This is a genomic window from Pedobacter sp. W3I1, from assembly GCF_030816015.1.
Taxonomy (GTDB): domain Bacteria; phylum Bacteroidota; class Bacteroidia; order Sphingobacteriales; family Sphingobacteriaceae; genus Pedobacter.
Genome location: NZ_JAUSXN010000001.1, coordinates 3,260,021 through 3,280,873, shown reverse-complemented (window position 1 = coordinate 3,280,873; position 20,853 = coordinate 3,260,021). Strand labels below are relative to the sequence as shown.

The 20,853-nt window shown below is 35.4% G+C and carries 21 protein-coding genes; 15 read left to right on the top strand and 6 right to left on the bottom strand.

Going from position 1 to position 20,853, the window contains the following annotated elements:
• Positions 1 to 6: 6 nt before the first annotated feature.
• Positions 7 to 159 (top strand): hypothetical protein, encoded by a 153-nt coding sequence (locus QF042_RS13745; protein ID WP_307529277.1) that lies wholly within the window; start codon positions 7 to 9, stop codon positions 157 to 159.
• 25 nt (positions 160 to 184) lie between these two features.
• Entirely contained in the window at positions 185 to 991 is an 807-nt protein-coding gene (locus QF042_RS13740) for a mechanosensitive ion channel family protein (protein WP_307529275.1), read from the top strand.
• Between the two features lie 4 nt (positions 992 to 995).
• Here QF042_RS13740 and QF042_RS13735 read toward each other — a convergent pair whose 3' ends face one another.
• A complete protein-coding gene (locus tag QF042_RS13735; protein WP_307529272.1) occupies positions 996 to 1,364 on the bottom strand; it encodes a response regulator transcription factor in 369 nt (122 codons plus the stop codon).
• A 147-nt stretch (positions 1,365 to 1,511) separates the two neighbouring features.
• Between QF042_RS13735 and QF042_RS13730 the strand changes: the two genes are divergently transcribed.
• From QF042_RS13730 to QF042_RS13715, 4 genes are all read left to right on the top strand, one after another.
• On the top strand, positions 1,512 to 3,725 hold the full coding sequence (locus tag QF042_RS13730; RefSeq protein WP_307529270.1) for an ATP-binding protein: 2,214 nt from the start codon (positions 1,512 to 1,514) through the stop codon (positions 3,723 to 3,725).
• 1 nt (position 3,726) lies between these two features.
• Entirely contained in the window at positions 3,727 to 4,146 is a 420-nt protein-coding gene (locus QF042_RS13725; RefSeq protein ID WP_307529268.1) for a response regulator, read from the top strand.
• Between the two features lie 74 nt (positions 4,147 to 4,220).
• The gene (locus QF042_RS13720; protein WP_307529266.1) at positions 4,221 to 4,805 is read left to right on the top strand and encodes a biliverdin-producing heme oxygenase; all 585 of its coding nucleotides are present in this window, start codon (positions 4,221 to 4,223) and stop codon (positions 4,803 to 4,805) included.
• A gap of 182 nt (positions 4,806 to 4,987) precedes the next feature.
• Entirely contained in the window at positions 4,988 to 5,167 is a 180-nt protein-coding gene (locus QF042_RS13715) for a hypothetical protein (RefSeq protein ID WP_010602585.1), read from the top strand.
• A gap of 297 nt (positions 5,168 to 5,464) precedes the next feature.
• On the opposite strand, the gene QF042_RS13710 is transcribed toward QF042_RS13715, so the two are convergent.
• Together QF042_RS13710 and QF042_RS13705 are read right to left on the bottom strand one after the other, a co-directional pair.
• The gene (locus QF042_RS13710; protein ID WP_307529263.1) at positions 5,465 to 6,511 is read right to left on the bottom strand and encodes an HmuY family protein; all 1,047 of its coding nucleotides are present in this window, start codon (positions 6,509 to 6,511) and stop codon (positions 5,465 to 5,467) included.
• Between the two features lie 25 nt (positions 6,512 to 6,536).
• Entirely contained in the window at positions 6,537 to 8,609 is a 2,073-nt protein-coding gene (locus QF042_RS13705; protein ID WP_307529261.1) for a TonB-dependent siderophore receptor, read from the bottom strand.
• A 178-nt stretch (positions 8,610 to 8,787) separates the two neighbouring features.
• Between QF042_RS13705 and QF042_RS13700 the strand changes: the two genes are divergently transcribed.
• Complete coding sequence (locus QF042_RS13700) at positions 8,788 to 9,723, top strand: AraC family transcriptional regulator (RefSeq protein ID WP_307529260.1); 936 nt, start codon at positions 8,788 to 8,790, stop codon at positions 9,721 to 9,723.
• 21 nt (positions 9,724 to 9,744) lie between these two features.
• On the opposite strand, the gene QF042_RS13695 is transcribed toward QF042_RS13700, so the two are convergent.
• On the bottom strand, positions 9,745 to 10,761 hold the full coding sequence (locus QF042_RS13695) for a LacI family DNA-binding transcriptional regulator (RefSeq protein ID WP_307529258.1): 1,017 nt from the start codon (positions 10,759 to 10,761) through the stop codon (positions 9,745 to 9,747).
• Between the two features lie 669 nt (positions 10,762 to 11,430).
• Here QF042_RS13695 and QF042_RS13690 point away from each other — a divergent pair.
• The 8 genes from QF042_RS13690 (at position 11,431) to QF042_RS13655 (ending at position 18,092) form a co-directional block, all read left to right on the top strand.
• Positions 11,431 to 12,525, top strand: coding sequence for an MBL fold metallo-hydrolase (locus QF042_RS13690; protein ID WP_307529256.1), 1,095 nt, complete (start codon positions 11,431 to 11,433; stop codon positions 12,523 to 12,525).
• A gap of 50 nt (positions 12,526 to 12,575) precedes the next feature.
• On the top strand, positions 12,576 to 12,938 hold the full coding sequence (locus tag QF042_RS13685) for a hypothetical protein (protein ID WP_307529254.1): 363 nt from the start codon (positions 12,576 to 12,578) through the stop codon (positions 12,936 to 12,938).
• A gap of 55 nt (positions 12,939 to 12,993) precedes the next feature.
• Entirely contained in the window at positions 12,994 to 13,776 is a 783-nt protein-coding gene (locus tag QF042_RS13680) for a hypothetical protein (RefSeq protein ID WP_307529253.1), read from the top strand.
• Entirely contained in the window at positions 13,776 to 14,699 is a 924-nt protein-coding gene (gene miaA, locus QF042_RS13675; protein WP_307529251.1) for a tRNA (adenosine(37)-N6)-dimethylallyltransferase MiaA, read from the top strand. The genes QF042_RS13680 and miaA overlap by 1 nt, the downstream gene beginning before the upstream one ends.
• A 121-nt stretch (positions 14,700 to 14,820) precedes the next feature.
• Positions 14,821 to 15,339, top strand: a complete 519-nt coding sequence (locus tag QF042_RS13670; protein WP_307529249.1) for a hypothetical protein — start codon at positions 14,821 to 14,823, stop codon at positions 15,337 to 15,339.
• Between the two features lie 152 nt (positions 15,340 to 15,491).
• Positions 15,492 to 16,043, top strand: coding sequence for a hypothetical protein (locus tag QF042_RS13665; RefSeq protein WP_307529247.1), 552 nt, complete (start codon positions 15,492 to 15,494; stop codon positions 16,041 to 16,043).
• A gap of 96 nt (positions 16,044 to 16,139) precedes the next feature.
• On the top strand, positions 16,140 to 16,670 hold the full coding sequence (locus QF042_RS13660) for a DUF3347 domain-containing protein (protein ID WP_307529245.1): 531 nt from the start codon (positions 16,140 to 16,142) through the stop codon (positions 16,668 to 16,670).
• Between the two features lie 132 nt (positions 16,671 to 16,802).
• Positions 16,803 to 18,092, top strand: coding sequence for a citrate synthase (locus QF042_RS13655; RefSeq protein ID WP_307529243.1), 1,290 nt, complete (start codon positions 16,803 to 16,805; stop codon positions 18,090 to 18,092).
• A 172-nt stretch (positions 18,093 to 18,264) separates the two neighbouring features.
• Here QF042_RS13655 and QF042_RS13650 read toward each other — a convergent pair whose 3' ends face one another.
• Entirely contained in the window at positions 18,265 to 19,383 is a 1,119-nt protein-coding gene (locus tag QF042_RS13650; protein WP_307529241.1) for a DUF3667 domain-containing protein, read from the bottom strand.
• A gap of 15 nt (positions 19,384 to 19,398) precedes the next feature.
• Positions 19,399 to 20,778 carry a nucleoside permease gene (locus tag QF042_RS13645; RefSeq protein WP_307529239.1) on the bottom strand — a complete coding sequence of 460 codons (1,380 nt, stop codon included), beginning with the start codon at positions 20,776 to 20,778 and terminating at the stop codon, positions 19,399 to 19,401.
• Between the last annotated feature and the right edge of the window lie 75 nt (positions 20,779 to 20,853).

Below are 20,853 nucleotides of genomic sequence, written 5' to 3'. Positions count from 1 at the left end.
ACACGTATGAAAAATTCTAAAACAGCGGCAGAAAGTAGCAAGGCTACTGCACCGAAAAATGCAAAAGCTAAGGGTGCTGATGATAAAGTAACATCAGCCAAAGATGCCAAAAAAGTAAATGTAACTAAAGACACTCCCGTTAAACATAAAAAACCGTAATCATTATAAGAAGAATCCTTAATTTATGAAGACTGATGCCAGTAATATCAATCACTTTTATAATAAAGCCTACGATTGGATAATCGATAAAGGACCATCTGTAATTTTAGGTGTGGTACTGCTTATTTTAGGGTTATGGCTGATTAAAGTATTAGGAAAATGGATGCAGGGCGGCATGCACCGAAAAGATGTAAATCCATCATTACGACCATTTCTAACCAGCTTGATGCTGATTACCCTAAGAATTTTATTGGCACTTACGGTAATGCAGGTTATTGGCATTCAGCTTACTTTTTTAACCGTATTGATTGGTGGTATCGGCGTTGCGGCTGGCTTGGCTTTATCAGGTACCCTGCAAAATTTTGCCAGCGGTGTATTAATTTTACTGCTGAAACCTTTTGTAGTAGGCGATAATATTATTGCCCAAAGTATGGAAGGAACGGTAACATCGATCCAAATATTCTATACCATTGTTAAAACATTTGATAACAGAACGGTAGTTATTCCAAATAGTAAATTATCAAATGAAGTGATTATCAATATCAGTAGGGAAGGTATTAGGCGATTGGATATAGAAATGAAATTTAGTTATGGTATCGATTACGAAAAAATTGTTTCAATTTTCAATAAAACGGTCGATGAATTTAAATCTTGTTTAATAACACCAGAACGAAGAATAGGTGTGTCTGCTTTAGAAGATAGCGGGTTTAAAGCAAGTTTAAATGTTTGGGTTAATGCGCATGGTTTTACAGATACTAAACTTTCTTTTTTGGAGGTATTGATGAAAAACCTAAAACTTGGGGGAATAAAATTACCTGGAATGCCTGAATAAAAAACTATTTTCTCAGTAGTGCATAAATTTTATCCATCAATTCGTCGATGTTAAAAGGCTTAGCCATAAAATCATCTGCTTCTATTCCATCTAATGCGTAGTTGTTAGCATTATAACGGGCAGAAATCATTAGAACGGGAATATGCTGTGTAGTCGCAGTATCTTTTAGTTCTTTTAAAAGTACCCTTCCATCAACGTCAGGCAGCATAATATCCATGATAATCACGTCTGGATTGAATTTCTGGACATGGTTAATAAAATCAGCACCTTTGTTTAATCCATCAACATTAAAAGCTTCGCTTTCTAAAATAAGGGTTATAACATCTAGGATTGCATGGTTATCTTCAATAACCAAAATACTTTTCTTTGCCAAAGTTGGGATGATTTTAAAAATTCAAACAAATATATAATAAAAAATAAATCTCAAATCCGAATTTACCAAATTAGAGTCATTCTAAAAACAGGCTTAATATTTGTTAATTTGTGACGTGAAATTAATTCACTGCAACATCAAATATATATGACTAAATTTTCTGCAGATCTTACCAATTGCGATAAAGAACCCATTCATATTCCTGGTAAAATTCAATCACATGGTTTTCTTGTAGCAGTTGATAAGAACAGCTTGTCCATTACCTACATTAGTGAAAATGCCGGAGATTTTTTAATGGAACAAGCCAGAAACTTATTAAACAAGCAACTTTCGGTCTTAAATCAGTTTATTAAACAACAAAATCCAGCCTTTGATATTGAAGACCTGCTTAAGCTGGGTATTATCCGTAAAAGCTTTGATGCCATCAGTCCCCATCCTGTTGAAATTAATGGCCTTTCTTTTTATTTGATTATTTCTTCATCAAAAAGCGACTGGCTATTAGAGTTTGAGCCAGTAACCTTACAATTCGACATTCAAAGTTCTATTGGTCGCTCTGCCTCATCTATGCTTCAAGGTAAAAGTATTTCGGCTTTGTTAAAAGGTGCTGCGCAAGAAGTTAAAAAGCTGATCAATTACGATCGGATTATGATCTATAAATTTTTAGATGATGGTCACGGCGAAGTTGTGGCAGAAGAAAAAGAGGCAGATTTAGAACCATTTTTTGGATTACATTATCCCGCATCAGATATTCCTAAACAGGCCAGAGATCTTTATAAACTAAATTTAACCAGGTTAATTGCTGATGTAAACATATCCGATTCGCCTATTCTTACTTTTAAAGAAAACGAAGCACTTGATTTAACCAACGGTGGTTTACGCGCAGTATCACCCATACATATTCAATATTTGAAAAATATGGGTGTTCATTCGAGTTTTAGTATTTCCTTAATCTCTCATGGCGAATTATGGGGTTTAATTGCCTGTCACAACTATAGTCCAAAGTTTATAGATTATAAAGCCAGAGAAGGCGCTAAATTAATCGGGCAGATCCTTTCTTCAGCATTAGAATATAGGCAGGAAGAAGAAGATGCAGAGGTTATCGAGCAATTTAAAAGTACCGCCAATGTCCTTTTAGAACACTTAAACCGCGATAAGTATTTAATAGAGGCCATAACTACCCACAAAAGAACTATTTTAGATGCAACCAAAGCTTCGGGTGTAGCCATCATTTTTGAAAATGAACTTAAAACCATTGGAAATGTGCCATCAGAAGAAGAAATAAAAGAACTTGCTGAATGGTTAAAAACGAACAATGATGAATCCATCTATTATACCCATCGATTATCTGAAATCCATTCTCCAGCTAAAATATACAAGTCAATAGCCTCAGGAATTCTTTCTTGTATATTAAATAAAGAGATGGGCGAAATGATCATCTGGTTTAAACCCGAAATTTTTACTACTGTAAATTGGGCTGGAAATCCAGAAAAACCTGTAGTTCCATCAGAAAATGGTTTGCAGAGCCTATCTCCACGTAAATCTTTCGAAATCTGGTCGCAGGTAGTTAATAATACATCTGAAAAATGGATGGCTGAAGAAATCGCCTCGGTTTTAAGGATACGCGAAATTATTATTACCGATATCAATAAAAAGGCTAACGAAATTAGGTTACTTAATGAAAAGCTACAGGCCGCTTATGAGGAATTAGATACTTTTAGCTATACCATTTCGCACGATTTAAGAACTCCGTTAACCTCAATAAAAACTTATGCCGAGCTTATGCTTAGGAATATGAGCATTGATGAAAATGGCAGGAAAATGCTCAACAGGATTTTAACAGGCGCAGATAAAATGAATTTCTTAATTAAAGAGATTCTAAATTTAGCAAGAGTTGGGCGTTCTGAGATAAATTTTGAAACCGTTGATATCGAATCATTATTAAAAGAAATAAAAAGCGAAGTGTGGTCTGCCTTTAAAGCCGATCGTACCGAACTAGTTTTGGGACAACTACTACCTATCAAAGGAGATAAGACCATGATTGCACAGGTTTTTAACAATTTGGTTGGTAATGCAGTAAAATACTCAGCCATGGTAGAGAAACCTAAAATTGAGATTTCTGCGTATATAGATGGAGCGGAAATCATTTATGCCGTTAAAGATAATGGTATAGGAATTGACAACCGTTATTACGACAGGGTTTTTGAGCTTTTTAAACGTATGGATAATGTTAAAGATATAGAAGGAACAGGAGTGGGACTAGCGATTGTAAAAAGGGTTGTAGAAAAACACAAGGGCCGGGTTTGGTTTGAGAGTAAGTTAAATGTAGGATCGACTTTTTTTGTAGCTTTTAAAAACAGATAAAATGAAAACACCAGATATATTTTATGTGGAGGATGATGTAGACTATGCATTTTTTATGCAAAGTGCTGTACAAGAGGTTAAGGATACGCTGAATTTGACTATTGTTGAAGATGGTACAGAAGCGTTACAAAAACTTCAAAATTTTGCTGAAAGTAAAACCAAGCCTAAATTAATATTGCTGGATTTTAATTTGCCAGGCTTATCAGGATTAGATCTCTTAAAATTTATACGGGATATTCCTTATCTCAAAACGACACCGGTAATCTTGTTCTCTACGTCAGATCATCCTGATGATGTTAAAGCATCAATAGAATTTGGCGCCAACGCTTACCTTACCAAACCCGATGGTTACGAGAACCTGGTTAAATGCGTACATTCGGTACACGATTTTTGGTTTAACCAACATCTTAGGTTAAATTAAAACTTTATAAATCCACATGGAGAGATTCGGGTATTAATCCGAATCTTTTCTTTTTAAGAATTAAACATCCCTATATGATTGCCAATTTATTGAGAGCTGAAACAGCAGAAAACCATAAAGCATTAGAATCCTTAATGTTTGTTAATGAGATTATGAACAATTCTTTAAGCATCGATCAGTATAAAAAGCTGTTAACCATTAATTATATCATTCACCAGAAATTAGAGAATACGCTCGCCAATATGTTAGATACAGATATTGCTGAGCAATTGGAAATGAAAAGTAGGTTAAAGCTCACTGCTTTAGAACAAGACTTAAATTATTGGAATATAGACAGTTTAACATTGCCTGGTTTAGATTTCGAATTGTTTGTTCCAGAAAAAAATACAGCCGAAGTTTTAGGTGCGTTGTATGTATTAGAAGGGGCTACATTGGGCGGAAACGTAATTAAAAGGCATATTTTAGCCAATCCAAATTTTAAGGATCACGAAGGTGGCATAAATTATTACGGTGTTTATGGCGATGAGCTGAGCTCAAAATGGAAAATATTTGTTTCTGTAATAAACCAGACCGTTGCAGAGGCAGATTATAAACGCTGTATAAATAGCGCCAACTTAACCTTCAATAACCTGATCAACTTATCGAAGCAACTGAATTAAGTTACCAGATTTTGGGTCCAAAATCTGAAAAAATACCTCTATAATAGTGCCAGGGCATTTTTTTGATTGTGTAAATGTGCAAAACTTCTTTCAAATAAATATTTGCTTTCTGTTGTTAATTCAAGGTAAATATGTATTATTGAAAAAATAAATTTTTTAAACCTTAAAAACATCAATTAGCGATGGAAAAATTCTCAAAAGTTAAAGCTGCTGTTGCTGCTATTGAAGCAGATGTAGAAAAATTTTATAATGCTGGCAATGCAGCTGCTGGTACTCGTGTGCGTAAAGCAATGCAAGATCTTAAAGTTTTAGCACAAGAAATCCGTGCAGAAGTAACTGACAAGAAAAACTCTGGAAAATAATATTTCGCGAGTAAGAAACAAAAAGGGTTCTGGTATGCCAGGGCCCTTTTTGCGTTTAGGCAAAATTGACTTATGAAGTCTGATAGAGCCATACCATTTAGACTTTCAAAGTTTCACGAAGCCACCAATCGTCTTCCTGAACTTGTTTCAGGATCTTAACGAGCTACCCATATAGATGCTGAATTAAATTCAGCATGACGCCCTTAAATTAATAATCCCTATAAAAAGATAAAGCTCCCCATCGCGGAGAGCCTATATCCAACTAACAAAACATATTTTTTCGAGAGCAGCCTTAACTTACATTATCCCTTTTTTTACCAATTTATATTCTATTACTGGTTTACCACGTTCACCGCCATCACCAGAAATGTAACTGTTGAATTTCAATTTATAATAATTACCAGTAGCATCTTTAATAATATAGCAAAGATCACCTTTAACTGCACCGCCCGTACCGGCCTGACTAGGCGAAGTTCTCCAGGTTGTTCCAATTACATCTTTTGTAGATAGGAAAGTAAGACCAGCTAAATCAGCTTCTGTAAATGTTGCATAAGCATCTTTTTTAGATACCATTGCCGCACTTACACCGCCTAAGTTATTGATTGAAACAAAATCCTGAACCCAATAAGGTGATCCTAAACCAGAGTTGAACGTATTATAACTCCATGAAATATCCCATGCGCTTTTTGCGGGTTCGGCCTGAACAATTTTATTGTTTTCTAATGAAACAAAAACCTGATTATAATCAGCACTTTTAGGTACATCTAAAGTTTTTATGACAGTTTCGTTTAGCCGGGCATATTGAATTTTGTAGCCAGAACCATTACGTGTAACTTTTAATTTAAACCACTTATCTTTATCCTTATTTCCTTCGTAGCTTAATAAATAAACTTTGTTTTCAGCTTCGGTAGCACTTACTTCAGCAAAAGCTGTTTTAGTGATATTTCCATCCCAATAATCAACTAACGACACAGTAAGCGGATCCATGATATCATGATTTAAATTAACTGTTGTTCCTGGGTCTGCCAGTGTAACAGCATTAATATCGGTTTTTGATGTTGCCGTTGCCGTAGTTTGATAGGAAGCATTAAGTATAACTCTGAATTTACCATCAGAAGTTAACCCGATATTAAAACTCTTTCTCTCCGCAGAAGATTGTTTGTCAGCGCTAAAATCAACATAAACAATATTTGTAAAGTTTGATTCTGCTGTTTTGCCATTAAGTGTTAAAGTACTTCCATCAGAAGGTGGAGCAACAAAAATAGGTTCATCTGTATCTTTTTTACAAGCCGTAAAGGTTACCGCCAAAAAAGCGACAGCGATCATTGAGTTCAGTTTATTCATCTTGTTTTAATTATGTTGTTTATTGTTAAAGTTTATTCCAGTTATAGGCTAGCCCAAGCACATACGATCGGCCATAACTATATGGAACATCGCCGCCTGTGCTGTGTGCTCCTCCAGTAGCGGTTGAGGTATTACTCAGTTGGGTAACATCAAAGAGGTTTTTTATACCTGCATTAATGGTTAAAGATTTAAACAGATTTTTGCTGAGCATTAAATCAGCGGTATGGAAATCACCGATTTTCGTCAGTTTCACGGAGCTGGGATCATTTTCTACAGTAAGTTTATAACTTGGCAGGCTCCCGGTATATTTATAGAACAAGCTGATACTGCCGTTTATTTTCGGGAGTGTATAAATTATATTAGAGTTTACCTCTGCAGCCCAGGCAAATTCAGGAGTTTCCATGTCTGGATTGCTCATTCTTAAATCATTGTATCGGCCTATATACGATACCCCTAGTGTAGCCTGAAGATTTTTATAGATCAATGTGTTTTCTAAAGTTCCACCAGTCGTTTTGTATTTATCTACATTAAATAGTGAGGTTATGGTGTTATCTGTAGGAGATTGAGCAAAATTAATCCTGTTTTTAAACAAATTATAGAAACCGGATAGGGTAGAACGGAACTGCAGATCTTTTGCGTGTATGCCTGCCCAGGCCAAAGAAGCATTAAAACTGTTCGATTCTTCTGCTTTTAAATTGGGATTGCCCAAAATGTTATGACTCGCATCTACAAAATCGTAATATAACTCCCTCAAGGCAGGAGAACGGAAACCTCTGGCGTAGGCCAGGCGAAAATCTAAATCTTTAGTCAAGGCAAATTTAGTATTTAAAGAAGGGATAACTGGAGGGGCATCGTAAATCGAATTTTTGATAAATCTTAATCCAGGTCTAAAGTTTATGCCTTCTGCTGGTTTAATCTCGGCAGAAATAAATGCTGCGTAATCATTAATTACAGGTGATCCATTAATTCTTTGTCCGCTAGCAGCATCTCTATTGTATTCGATACCAGGCTGAAATGAAACTGACTTATTTAGCACATAAATTGCAGTCGACCTAAAAATAGCTGAGTTGAATTTTGCTATATCTTGTTCGCCCTTATCGTCACTTAAGCGTTCTGTATTGTTCGTAAAATTATGGATAACAGTATGGGTTGATCGTTGCAGATCAGTATAACCTCCTATAGCTGTGACCTGTAATTTATGATTTATCCTCCATTCAGACTGCAGTTGTTGCGCATAACGTTTGGTGGTATAAGTGGACAGTTTCCCTTCAAAACTTGAGGGATTTATTCCAAAACGGGAATCGATGTCTTCGTTTAGTCCATCTAAGCGGTACCACATACTAAAGTTTTGATTTCTATAGCCAATTTTAGTATTACCAAGCCATTGCTCCTTAGGCTTCCATTGATTTTTATAATTATTAAATTCTTCTAAAAATGCTGTTTTCGGAGCCATATTCCAGCCACCAAAATCGTTATGCGATACACCAAGTAAAACACTCCAGCCTTTTTGCTGCCAGCTAACACTTAGATTCTGGTTATGCTGCCCCGCACCGTTGAGTAGGTTATATTCTTTTCCAGCGCTTTCTTCCTGTACTCGTGCATTAACACTTAACAATTGTTTTCCAGGATTTTTGGTTATAATATTAATTACACCGGCCAAAGCATCGGTACCATACACAACAGACATCGGACCTTCAACAATTTCTATCCTTTCAATGGTGTTAATGTCAATCTGATTTAAACTTTCACGGGCGTCTGATCGGTCAACCATCGGTACGCCATCAAGTAAAATTTTAATATTTCTGCCTGTCATCCCCATTAAAGAAACATCAGTTGTACCTAAGGTTAAATCGTTACTAAAGCGAAAGCCGAGTTCGGTATTTAAAACCTGCTGCACATTAGTTGCTGCCCTTAACTTAATCCGCTCTGCACTTATTGTTTTTACATTGTATACCGAATTCCTCAAAGTCTGCGTACCATATTGCCCCGTAATCACTACATCTTTTAAATCATTTGCCTTTGCAGTATCCACTTTAATTTCTTGAGCCACAGTAATAAATCCACAAAGCAATAAGACAACTGATAAATATATCTTCATTTATTTAGACTAATTATAAATAATTATGCAAATTTGTAGATAATCATAAAAAACAGATAACGTTAAACGGATAATTAATACCGCTTAACGGATTAAATGAATATGGAACCCATCATGATTTTCAAAACACAAAACGGGATGAATAAAATCATGATGGCTTTAACAATTATATATACAGATGAAAATTAAACTCTCCACCTATCCAAAAGGAAATATTGTTTGTAAGAATACCTATCCTGATAATTTTGATAGCATTAAAGATGTAAACGAGGCCGTTGTAACATTGGAAAAGGAGGGTGTAAAATACCACATAAAAGAAAAGTGGTTTAAGGGCATCCATATTAGCATTATGGAGATCCATCCGCATCAGGAGGAGAATTTTTGCTTTGAATCTTCTCAGCAACACATTGGCTTTCTATTTTGTCTGAGCGGTTCAATTAATTATTGTTATGATTATCGACAGGATAATTTTTTATCACTGATTAAAAACGAGCAGGATTTTAATATAGGTAGGGTTAATTCGATCAAATTTAATATAACAGTGAAAACCAGGTGCCTTTATATACAGCTCACAGAAGCTTATTTTCGCCAGGTAACAGGAGGAGAACTTGCTAATGATATCAAAGCCGAAATCCAAAAGTCCATCAGCCCGGAAATCGGGTTGATACTGCAGCAAATGATTTACCCTAAACACGAGGGTAGAGTAAAGCGTCTATTCCTGGAAGCAAGGATATTTGAATTGATTATCGCTTATTTTAATCAAAAACTAGAAAAACAAACACTCGTTTTAAAAAAGGAGGATATAGAAAAAATTCTGTTGGCTAAACAATTGGTGGAGTTCGATTTACAAAATCCGAATTCGTTAATGGAGCTATCGCGTCGGGTTGGAATTAATGATTATAAGCTTAAAAAAGGTTTTAAGGAACTAATTGGGCACACTGTATTTGGATATCTCTATAAGATCAGGATGGAAAAAGCCCATTATTTTCTATCCAAGGAAAAGAAAACGGTGAATGAAGTTGCCTTCCTTGTAGGCTATAAAAACGCACAACATTTTATCACTGCTTTTAAAAAGCAGTACAATATTTTACCAGGAAGTTTAAACAAAAGCTAAAAATTCAGCGCAAACGTTTGTTTACTCTTTTACCTCGTTTACAATCAAATCAGATTCTACTATGGTGTTATAATAAGCCTGGTTCTCAGAATTAGGGCTATGAATAAGATCTAACAGGATATTGGCGGCTTTTTGTCCCTGCAAATATGGATATTGCTCTACTGAAGCTACAGGCGAATTATCTAAGTAGCTGATAATAGGTAGATTTGCGTAACTCACAATGTCAAAATCATTAATTACATTCAGCTTTTTGAAATACTTGATCAAAAAGAGTGCTACATAATCGTTAAAGGCCACAATTGCCGTAGGTTTACGCTTATGATTTATAAATTGATTGGCAGCGTCGATAGTACCTTCCTCGGTTAAATCACAGTTTACCACCAACGATGGATCAAATTTTAAACGGTTAAAAGTAATCGCCTGCATATAGCCATCCTTGCGTTCCTCACTGGCGTACAAGGTACTTGGCCCATTAATCATTCCAATACTTCTGTGTCCTTTTTTCAAAAGATAGTTCACAGCCTTAACTGTTGCACTTTCTAAGCTACATGCCACATAATGTACGTTTTTGAAAGGTGGTATCCGATCAAAAAATACAACTGGTATATTAAATGAATTCAGTTTTTCGAAATGATCAAACTTTGAAGTGTCTTTACTGATGGATACCAATAAACCATCTACACGTTGATTTTTCATTTTTTCAACGAGCTTTACTTCCTGCTCATAATTATCGTGCGACTGCGCAAAAATAACCGTATAATTTTTCTTAATGGCTTCATCTTCAATTGCAGAAATAGCGATGGAGAAAAAGTGTTCTGATAACTCCGGTAAAATTACGCCAATAGTGTATGTTTTCCCTTTTTGAAAAAGAATTGCCGCATTATTAGGCTCATAGTTTAGCGACTTCGCCAGCTGCTTAATTTTCTCCCTGGTTACCGCTCCAATGCTCGGATGATCGTGCAATCCCCGGGAAACACTGGATGGAGAAATGTTTAAAATTCTGGCTATTTCTTTGATGGTTGTTGGTTTCGACTGCATTCTGAGTGCTAAACTACATTAAATTTCTTCAATATGTAATAATACAAAATTAATCAAACGTTTGCGCTGTTTTTTTCCCTCATTTCTTTCCTCTGCTATATAAATATCGATACTTTCGGAAAAGCTAACGGCGCTACGTTCTAAAAAATAATTATAGAAAAATTATAAACAGAAAGCAATTTTAGTCCCTTAAAAAATGATATACAATTATAAAAATGCCCCCCGATGATTAACAAAAAGTGAGACTGTATCATAAGTTGTGATTCCATTCGAATTTGTCACGTTGAGCTTGTCGAAACGCTTTTTGGGGCATTTAAACAGGTCCTTCGACAGGCTCAGGATGACAATTCTATATTATGATACAACATCATTTAAACAAAAAAGACGAGAAGTGTTCGTACCACTCCCCGCCAAATTGGGTTATTTTCCTGCAAGCAGGTACAAAAGTTATCTAAGCTATATGTTTAACCCTTTTCAAAGGTATAAAATTTATGCATGTTCCAAATAAAGCAGCGTCTTATTCTAATTATTTTGATTTTTTACAGCAAAGCCTCATATAGTTGAAGCATTGCTATTTAAGGCTGTAAGAAGTAATCCATTCGTCATATATCTAACTCAGGCTTCTTTTTTAAAATCATATTTCTACTTTGGTTATTATTAATTTTATAAATGATAGCTGTATACATTTTACTTTCTCTCGTAATCGCCTTCTTCATTATCACGAACCTTCCGGTTTTTGGCCGTTTGCCAAAGGGATTACGATTGGAAAAAATCCACCACCTGGCTAACTATCGTGATGGTGCTTTGCAAAATGAGTCGATAACATTAATGCAGCCTGAAGGCGTAAGTTTTTTTAAGATTTTAAAAGCATTTTTTTTCGAAAAACATCCTAATAAGGCTCCAGATCAGACACTTCCTTTTATTACACCTAACCTAAACGGAAGCCCCAAAAGCAATGCCCCTGAAATTATCTGGTTTGGACACTCGTCTTACCTGATCAAAATAGATGACTTAAGGATTCTGGTTGATCCGGTCTTTAGCAAAACCCCATCTCCATTTTCATTTATAGGAAGTAAGGCTTTTTTAGGTACAGATGTGGTAAAAGCAGAAGAATTTAAAAATATTGATGTCTTGATCATCACACACGATCATTATGATCACCTGGATTATCATAGTATTTTAAAAATCGCGCCACAAGTTAAAAGTATTGTTACTTCGCTGGGAGTGGGCTCACATCTTGAGCGGTGGGGCATTAAGACAGAAAAGATAAATGAACTGTACTGGAACGAATCGCTAACATTGTTTAATAGCTTGCAGTTAACAGCTGTACCTGCCAGACATTTTACCGGGCGGAAGTTTAAAAGGAATCAAACCCTCTGGTCCGCCTTTGTATTGAAAACCGCAAACTGCCAACTATTTTTAGGAGGTGATTCTGGCTACGATACACACTTCGCTAAAATAGGTGAGGAGTTTGGCCCTTTTGATTTAGCCTTGCTTGAGTGTGGGCAGTACAACGCCTATTGGCCGTACATCCATATGTTTCCCGAAGAAACAGTGCAGGCCGCAATCGATTTAAAAGCAAAAGTTTTAATGCCGGTGCATTGGGGTAAATTTAGCTTAGCCATGCACCCCTGGAACGAGCCTGTTAAAAGAGTCGTTGTAGCGGCAGCAGCAAAGCAGCTTCCTTTGGTTACTCCAAAATTAGGTGAAACAATAATTTTAAATGAATATTTGCCTACAGAAAACTGGTGGCTTGAAGAATAAAACTAAACAATAATTGTATTGTAGTGTTTAATTCTAAAATCAAATGCAATATGAAAACTGATCTTGTTGAAATTTTTCAGACCATTCGGGCCGGAATACAGCCCTACGCCACCCGCGGATATACGGTACACGAAAATTCGGAGAGCGGATATGATCTTTACAGCGAAAAAAATATAGCCTTAAACGGTGAAAAAGTAACGGAGCGCTTTTTTACGGGTGTTTATATTAATGGGAACGCAGTAGAAGTTAAAATCAATACCGATGAGTTTTCTACAACAAATCATAATTTAAGCGATTTTGGTCAAAACAAAGCAGGTTTTAAAATTTCGGCCCTCGATGATGCCAAATTAAAGGAAGTAGAAACTTTAGTAGAAATTATCCATACTAACTTTAAAGAAAAAGAATGGATTTAACAATCTGATGGTTAAATTTGCAGCAGATAATTTATTCTGAATAACCTTCTGCTGATTGAATAATTTAATTCCTGATTGTAACTGGCATCATCAATTGTGTTTAGCGCTTGCTAATCACAAAATTGGATGCATTTTTGTTTCAGAGGATAAATTTCGGTTATTACGAGTTGATCATCAATTAGTTATACACCTGGTAAGTTTAAACAATAAATTCACCTCCCAGGATCTCATTGCGCTGCAAGAAAAACATCATCAGGAAGGCACTAAACTCATTCACCTTTGGGAAGACCTGTGGCAATCAAAACCAGATCAGGTTTTAGGGAGAATAAAATCTTTGCTTGGCAAAAATATCCGTATTCACGGTAGAAAAACTAAAGTATTCAAAATTACTAAACCAGTTTCTGATTCTTTTTTGATTGAAAATCACTTGCAGGGATCAGTAAGTAGCCGCTATAAAATTGGTTTATTTGAAAAAGATGAACTCGTTGCTGTTGCTACTTTTTCGGCACTACGCAAAATGAATCATACCGAAAATTATAGATCGGCAGAATTGATCAGGTTTGCGGTTAAAGCAGGTTATTCCATTACCGGGGGGCTCAGTAAACTGATTTCCTTTTTTGCTGAAACATATAAACCTAATGACCTGATGACTTATGCAGATCGTGACTGGTCGGCAGGAGAGGCCTATATCAAATTAGGTTTTAAGCATACCGCAGTTTTGGAACCACAGATTTACGTGCTGGATGAAAATCTGAATCGTCAGCTTAAAAAAGACCATCAGGTTTTTGCACAGGAGGTGTTTAATACAGGAAGTTTAAAGTTTATTCTTAAATTTTAATGGATCAGCATAATCTCATCATTATTTTAGGGGCAACTGCCTCTGGCAAAACTAAGCTGGCGGTAAGCGTAGCGGATGCTTTAAATGGAGAAATTATTAGTGCCGATAGCCGTCAGATATTTAAACGAATGGATATTGGTACCGGTAAAGATTTGCAGGAGTACCATATAAATGGAAAAACAATTCCTTACCATTTAATTGATATTTTAGAACCTGGCGAACGTTATCATGTAGACGCTTTTAAAAACGACTTCTATCAAGCCTTTGAATCTATAACACAAAAAAACAAAATACCTATCCTTTGTGGCGGAACAGGAATGTATATCCACAGCCTGTTGCAAAATCAAACTTTTACAGCTATTCCGGTAAATCAACTGTTAAGAGATCAACTAAATTTATTATCGAAAGAGGCGTTAATTTCAAAATTACAGCGTGATAAAAACCAAAACATGGATCATGTTGATCTATCTTCTAAAAAGAGATTAATCCGTGCATTAGAAATAGCCGAATATTTAAAACATAATACACTGGAAACTGCAGAGCGGCCCGAAATTAAACCGGTTATTTTTGGATTGAAGAACGAAGTAGAAGTGACCAGAGCTAAAATCATAACGAGACTGAACGAAAGATTCAAAGCCGGCTTAATTGAGGAGGTAGCACAATTACTTAAAGAGGGCATTAATAAAGAAATATTAGTTTTTTACGGATTGGAATATAAATTTATCGTCAACTATCTGGATGGCCTATTCACTTTTGATGAGCTAAAGCTGAAACTTGGAACTGCCATTTGCCAATATGCCAAACGGCAAAATACCTTTTTCAGAAAAATGGAAAAGGACAATATCGGAATCATTTGGCTCAATGCATCAGCACCGGCAAACCTACTAAAACAGTTGATAGTTGAAAAGGTTTCACTTATTTAAAATTTAATTTTTATTGGTCATATTAACGTTGGATTAAGGCTAAATAGCATCAAAAAAGCCCTTTTGGCACAACCTTTGTATATGGAGATGCATATAGTTTAACTCAAAAACAATTTTTATAATGAAAACAATTACTAAAATCATTGCTACTTCAGCAGCTGTCGTGGCTTTATTCTTTACTACAAATGCTAATGCGCAATCTTCTCAAAAATTAGGAATAGGAATTATTGGTGGTATACCAACAAGCGATGCATATAGCGTGGCGCTTGGTGCAGATTTACGTTATCAATTTGATATCGATAAACAATTATCAATTCCGGTTACTGCTGGTTATACTCGTTTTTTAGGTAAAGAAATTGGCAATACTGGTGTTGATTATGCTGATTTTGGATATATCCCTGTAAAAGCTGGTGTTAAATACTTTTTCAATGAATCTGGTTCTGGAATTTATGGTTTAGCAGAATTGGGTGCTGGTTTCGGTACAAACGAAGGTAGCAAAACTTCTTTTGTGTATTCACCAGCTGTTGGTTACGCATGGAGTAACGGTTTAGATTTAGGTCTTAAATATGAAGGTTTAGCTCAGAGCGGAACTAGCACAGGATATGTTGGTTTACGTTTAGCATACGGATTTAGCTTGTAAGCTTAATCACATATAATATCTGGAGCCCCGACTTTTAGTCGGGGCTTTTTTATTTCATAACATTCTGAAAAAAATGAAAACCTGAAAATCCACAATAGATATTTTAACGTATATAAACTAAACCCTTAATTAATAAATTAAAATATCTAAAAATGAAAACAGTTACTAAACTTTTTGCAATGACATTAACGGCCCTTGCCACTTTAACCACTTTAAACTTAAAAGCACAAACAATGGGCACTACCGAACCAATGACAACCGGAAGCGGTATGGCTTTTAAAATTGGTGTTGGCGTAAATGGCGGATTATTTCCAGACAAATCTGAAATGGATTATGGTTATGGTGCAGATGTAAAACTTCAGTATGATTTAAGCCCTTTCGTAGCCTTAACAGCTTCTGGTGGTTATACCCGTTTAAAATGGAAAGGCAGCCCGCTTAAATTCGAATTTATTCCTTTATTAGGTGGTGTTAGGGTATTCCCGATCGAAAGAATGTACCTGGCTACTGAACTTGGTTCAGGTTTGGCCATCAAAGATGGCGCCAACATGAACTTTATTTATACCGGTGGTTTAGGTTATGAATGGAAAAACGGACTTGATCTTGGCGTGAAATATGAAGGTTATGTAAACAATAGCGCTTCTGATCTTTACTTCATGAAAACCGGACAATTTAACCTGAGGTTGGCTTATAATTTTAAATTATAATTAGAACATCATATAATTTTAAAGTCCCGATGAAAATCGGGACTTTTTTATTTATTTACCATTTTAATTGCTATTTTGAGCCGAAAACCAAATGCAATGAAAAGAATATTCGGAATAGCAATAATCACCGCATTAATGGCCTGCAATCAGGCTGATAAAAAATCATCAGAAGCAAAAGACTCAGCAAAAACAGATTCTGTATCGGTTAAAAATGAGGTTTCGATAAAAGATGAAAGGAAGCTGGCCATATTTACACAATATGTAGATTTAAAAAATGCACTGGTAAAATCTGATGCTGTAGCTACACAAAAATCTGCTGCTGTATTAAAAAATAGTTTAGCTGCCTACGAAGGTTGCGAACCTACCGCCGATATTGCCGGAAAAATTGCTACGAGCAGTAATCTGGTTTCACAACGAAAAGATTTTACCGTTTTAAGTGCTGATTTAATTGCTTTACTTAAAAATGCAGAAATAGAAAAAGGCACAATCTATGTTCAACATTGCCCAATGGCTAACAAAGGAAACGGTGGTGATTGGTTATCAACCGAAAAGGAAATTAAAAATCCCTATTATGGTAACGAAATGTTAGAATGCGGCAGGGTTGCTGAAGAGATTAAAGCAAAATAAGGTTTTAAATCTGATTTAATTAAGCATGATTGTTACGTCATTTTGACCAATTATTCATATTAATTTAACAGATTTGTTATGCATGTATATTAATTTTATATAATTTAGAAGCTATAAACACAATACAATAATATGTCAGATATTGCAGAGATAAAAGTTGATGGTAAGACAGTAGAATTGCCAGTAATTACAGGAACAGAAGATGAAAAGGCCATTGATATTTCGAAATTAAGAGATCTTACGGGCTTCGTAACTTTAGATACTGGTTTTAAAAATACTGGTTCTACCAAAAGTAAAATCACTTTTTTAGATGGTGAAAAAGGCATTTTAAAATATAGAGGATATTCCATCGAAGAGCTTGCCGCAAAATCGAGTTTTCTGGAAGTGATTTATCTGATTATTTACGGTGACCTTCCAACACAAAAACAATTGGAAGATTTACAGGCTGATATCAGTAAGCATACTTTGATCCATGAAGATATGAAGAAATTTTTTGATGGTTATCCATCAAGATCTCATCCAATGGGTCAGTTGGGCTCATTAATCTTCTCATTATCTACATTTTATCCTGAGTGTTTAAAGCCAAATCAAACCGCAGAAGAACAAGATTTAACCATCATTAAACTTTTGGCTAAATTTCCAACCATTGTTTCTTTCGTTTATAAAAAATCATTAGGTCATCCACTTATTTATCCAAAAAATAAATATGATTATGTAACCAATTTTCTTTGGATGACCTTTGGACAGCGAACAGAAGATTACGATGTAAATCCGATCGTGGTTAATGCCATGAATAAATTGCTTATTCTGCATGCAGATCACGAGCAAAATTGTTCAGCATCTACCGTACGTATTGTAGGTTCGTCTGACTGTAATTTATATGCTTCAATTGCTGCAGGTATTGCTGCACTCTGGGGCCCGCTACATGGTGGTGCCAATCAGGCTGTTATCGACATGCTTGAATTGATTAAAGCTGATGGTGGTGATACAGAGAAGTGGATTAATAAAGCAAAAGATAAAAACGATTCGTTCCGCATGATGGGTTTTGGACATAGGGTTTACAAAAACTTCGATCCAAGAGCTAAAATCATTAAAAAAGCATGCGATGATATCTTAGAAAACTTAGGTATTGATGACCCGATTTTAGAAATTGCTAAAAAATTAGAAGAAGCAGCTTTAACTGATCAATACTTCATTGATCGTAAGTTATATCCAAATGTGGATTTCTATTCAGGTATTATTTACCGCGCATTAGGCTTCCCATCTGAAATGTTTACCGTTCTATTTGCTTTAGGCCGTTTACCAGGATGGATTGCACAATGGAAAGAAATGCACGAAAACAAAGAACCGATAGGTCGTCCACGTCAGATTTATGTAGGTGAAACGGATAGAGAATTTGTTGAGCTTAAAGACAGAAAATAATTTCATTAAGCATAAAAAAACCACCCGATAGTATCGGGTGGTTTTTTTATGGGGTTATTTTTTATCGACTGATCGTCATCTCGACTGGAGCGAAGCGAAATGGAGAGATCTAATAATAGATTTCTCGACTGCGTTGCACTTCGCTCGAAATGACGATCTTTCTTATACCAGTTTAAGTAGCCACGTAATAAATCAGGTTTACCATGATCACTTCTGATACATTAAAAGCTATCCAATACATTACGATGATCCAAAACATTTTAAAAATAATGCTCCAGCGTTTCCGCTGGTAAAATACTTTTAAAGCATTATACATATACCAGCAGATCCAAACTACAACGCCAAGTTCAATAATATTGGTAACAATGGTACCCTTACCAAAAACATGTTTAATTAATGGATCGGTAAAAATTTGAACAATAAAATAGGCAGTCATGCCATGGATGGCAAAAATCAGGTGATTTAAATAATAAATATGATTTTTCCTGAAATTCCACATAATAAAAAGCGCCAATAAAGGCATTAACAAAAAGTATTGTTTTGGTCTGTTGTGTTCCAGTGTCTCTTGAATGACTTCAGATTTTTCGCCAATATTAATCGCTCTTTTTTTAATCATGCGCTCATACCAATTATCCTGCTCAATAAGTGGTAATTTCTTTTGTCTTACCAGGTAAGCAGCATAAGTACTGTCGTTTCTTTCAATATGGATGTCATTAAAATCTTCTATAAGGTCATTAATTGAATCTGATTTAAGTGAAGTATTTTCTACTTCAAGCCTTTTTAATTCTGCTTCCTGATCTGCAAAACCAAGCCTTTTAAAGTCTTTTGTTTTTATGACCTTATTCAGCGATTTTGCAGTTCTATTTGCAATAGCTTTAGGTACTCCTGGAAGCATAAGTGCTTTGTTAACACTATCCGTAACATTTTCATCTTTTTCTCTTTCAACCTTAATTGATTCATGAGCGTTTTTTTCTACATGTTTTGGCGAATACACCACCAAAAAGTATACAATAGACACGAAGATGTACATGCTCACCGGATTGATATACCTGGCTCTTTTGCCAGCTAAGTAATCGAGTGTAACCTGACCAGGTTTTGTTAAAAGAGGAGAGAGGGTTTGAAAAAATTTATTGTCGAAATGAAAGTAATGTGCAATACTATGACTGATAAAAGCCCAGAAACTTTCTTTTAATTCTAAATTTGGTTGACCGCAGTCGCTACAATAATGTTTCTCAACATGAGCGCCACAGTTTAGGCAGTTGTGTTCTTTTCTGTACTTACCAGCTGACATGGGGATAAATCGAAATTATAAATGGTTAATGGCTTCTACTTCTGCTCGGGTATGTTTGTGTTTAAATATGATTACAAAAACTATCGCAATAACTAAAACATAGATGGTGAAAGATAGCCAGATATTGTGCCAGTCTTTTACATCTAATGCCCTACTTAAATTTCCATTCTCTAATACACTAATTCCTTTGTTTTTCAAAAATTGAAGCAAATGTTTATTATCGGCTTCGCTCTTTACATATTTAGATAACGAATCGATACTGCTATAATAGGTAGTAAAATATTTATTAATCATCCAGCCTGATACTAAACTTCCAAACACCGCTCCGAAACCATTAGTCATCATCATAAATAAACCCTGGGCTGATGAACGCGTTTTTGGAGTAGTTGAAGTTTCTACAAACAGTGATCCCGAAATATTAAAGAAATCGAATGCCATACCGTATACAATACAAGAGGTGATGATCATCCATAAATTGGTAGAGGGATCGCCAAAAGCAAATAAGCCGAAACGCAATACCCAGGCAAACATGGCAATTGCAATTACCCATTTAATCCCAAACCGTTTCAAAAAGAATGGAATAGCCAAAATAAACAGCGTTTCTGATATTTGAGAAATGGATAAAATGATAGTAGAATAGCGGATTACAAAAGATTCGGCAAAAACCGGGAATAATTTAAATTCATCTAAAAAAACATCACCATAAGCATTTGTTAATTGTAATGCTGCCCCTAAAAACATAGAAAAGATGAAAAATAGAGCCATTTTATAATCAGCAAACAGCCTGAATGATTCTAAGCCAAGTTTTTGTGCAAATGTTTTTTTCTCACTGATTAAATTCAAAGGCTTACATGCCGGGAGTGTAAAAGAATATACACCTAATAATAAGGCACTGATACCTGCAATGTAAAACTGATTTGCACTTGCTTTATTGCCTGTTAAGTTGGTAATCCACATGGCTACAATAAACCCTACGGTTCCCCAAACGCGGATGGGTGGGAAATCTTTCACCACATCGAAATTGCCATTCTTTAAAGTTGTGTAACTAATAGAATTACTTAATGCTATGGTTGGCATATAAAAGCACATGGCTACCAGCATTACCCAAAAAAAACTATGCGGACTTTCTACCTGGGGCAAATAAAACATCGTAGCAGCATAAAGGATATGTAAAATAGCATATAACTTTTCTGCATTGATCCATTTATCAGCAAGAATACCTGTTATAGTTGGCATAAATAGCGATGCAATGCCCATTGTAGAGAAAATTACCCCAAAATCTGCGCCGTCCCATTGTTTGGTTCCGAACCAATAATTTGCAATCGTAATCAACCAGGCAGCCCATACAAAGAATTGCATGAAACTCATTATAGTTAAGCGAAACTTAACGTTCATAATAATAGTTTAGTTTGAATTATTGAAAGTAAAAGCTGAATATAGAACTATTTTGAATGATAATCCAAAATGAAC

What these genes read in the sequence shown, in the direction of transcription:
- QF042_RS13685 (WP_307529254.1), top strand. Translation starts at nt 12,576, where the DNA reads ATGAAAACTGATCTTGTTGAAATTTTTCAGACCATTCGGGCCGGAATA.
- QF042_RS13730 (WP_307529270.1), top strand. Translation starts at nt 1,512, where the DNA reads ATGACTAAATTTTCTGCAGATCTTACCAATTGCGATAAAGAACCCATT.
- QF042_RS13655 (WP_307529243.1), top strand. Translation starts at nt 16,803, where the DNA reads ATGTCAGATATTGCAGAGATAAAAGTTGATGGTAAGACAGTAGAATTG.
- QF042_RS13690 (WP_307529256.1), top strand. Translation starts at nt 11,431, where the DNA reads ATGATAGCTGTATACATTTTACTTTCTCTCGTAATCGCCTTCTTCATT.
- QF042_RS13725 (WP_307529268.1), top strand. Translation starts at nt 3,727, where the DNA reads ATGAAAACACCAGATATATTTTATGTGGAGGATGATGTAGACTATGCA.
- QF042_RS13710 (WP_307529263.1), bottom strand. Translation starts at nt 6,511, where the DNA reads ATGAATAAACTGAACTCAATGATCGCTGTCGCTTTTTTGGCGGTAACC.
- miaA (WP_307529251.1), top strand. Translation starts at nt 13,776, where the DNA reads ATGGATCAGCATAATCTCATCATTATTTTAGGGGCAACTGCCTCTGGC.
- QF042_RS13740 (WP_307529275.1), top strand. Translation starts at nt 185, where the DNA reads ATGAAGACTGATGCCAGTAATATCAATCACTTTTATAATAAAGCCTAC.
- QF042_RS13720 (WP_307529266.1), top strand. Translation starts at nt 4,221, where the DNA reads ATGATTGCCAATTTATTGAGAGCTGAAACAGCAGAAAACCATAAAGCA.
- QF042_RS13670 (WP_307529249.1), top strand. Translation starts at nt 14,821, where the DNA reads ATGAAAACAATTACTAAAATCATTGCTACTTCAGCAGCTGTCGTGGCT.
- QF042_RS13700 (WP_307529260.1), top strand. Translation starts at nt 8,788, where the DNA reads ATGAAAATTAAACTCTCCACCTATCCAAAAGGAAATATTGTTTGTAAG.
- QF042_RS13650 (WP_307529241.1), bottom strand. Translation starts at nt 19,383, where the DNA reads ATGTCAGCTGGTAAGTACAGAAAAGAACACAACTGCCTAAACTGTGGC.
- QF042_RS13705 (WP_307529261.1), bottom strand. Translation starts at nt 8,609, where the DNA reads ATGAAGATATATTTATCAGTTGTCTTATTGCTTTGTGGATTTATTACT.
- QF042_RS13745 (WP_307529277.1), top strand. Translation starts at nt 7, where the DNA reads ATGAAAAATTCTAAAACAGCGGCAGAAAGTAGCAAGGCTACTGCACCG.
- QF042_RS13695 (WP_307529258.1), bottom strand. Translation starts at nt 10,761, where the DNA reads ATGCAGTCGAAACCAACAACCATCAAAGAAATAGCCAGAATTTTAAAC.
- QF042_RS13645 (WP_307529239.1), bottom strand. Translation starts at nt 20,778, where the DNA reads ATGAACGTTAAGTTTCGCTTAACTATAATGAGTTTCATGCAATTCTTT.
- QF042_RS13660 (WP_307529245.1), top strand. Translation starts at nt 16,140, where the DNA reads ATGAAAAGAATATTCGGAATAGCAATAATCACCGCATTAATGGCCTGC.
- QF042_RS13715 (WP_010602585.1), top strand. Translation starts at nt 4,988, where the DNA reads ATGGAAAAATTCTCAAAAGTTAAAGCTGCTGTTGCTGCTATTGAAGCA.
- QF042_RS13665 (WP_307529247.1), top strand. Translation starts at nt 15,492, where the DNA reads ATGAAAACAGTTACTAAACTTTTTGCAATGACATTAACGGCCCTTGCC.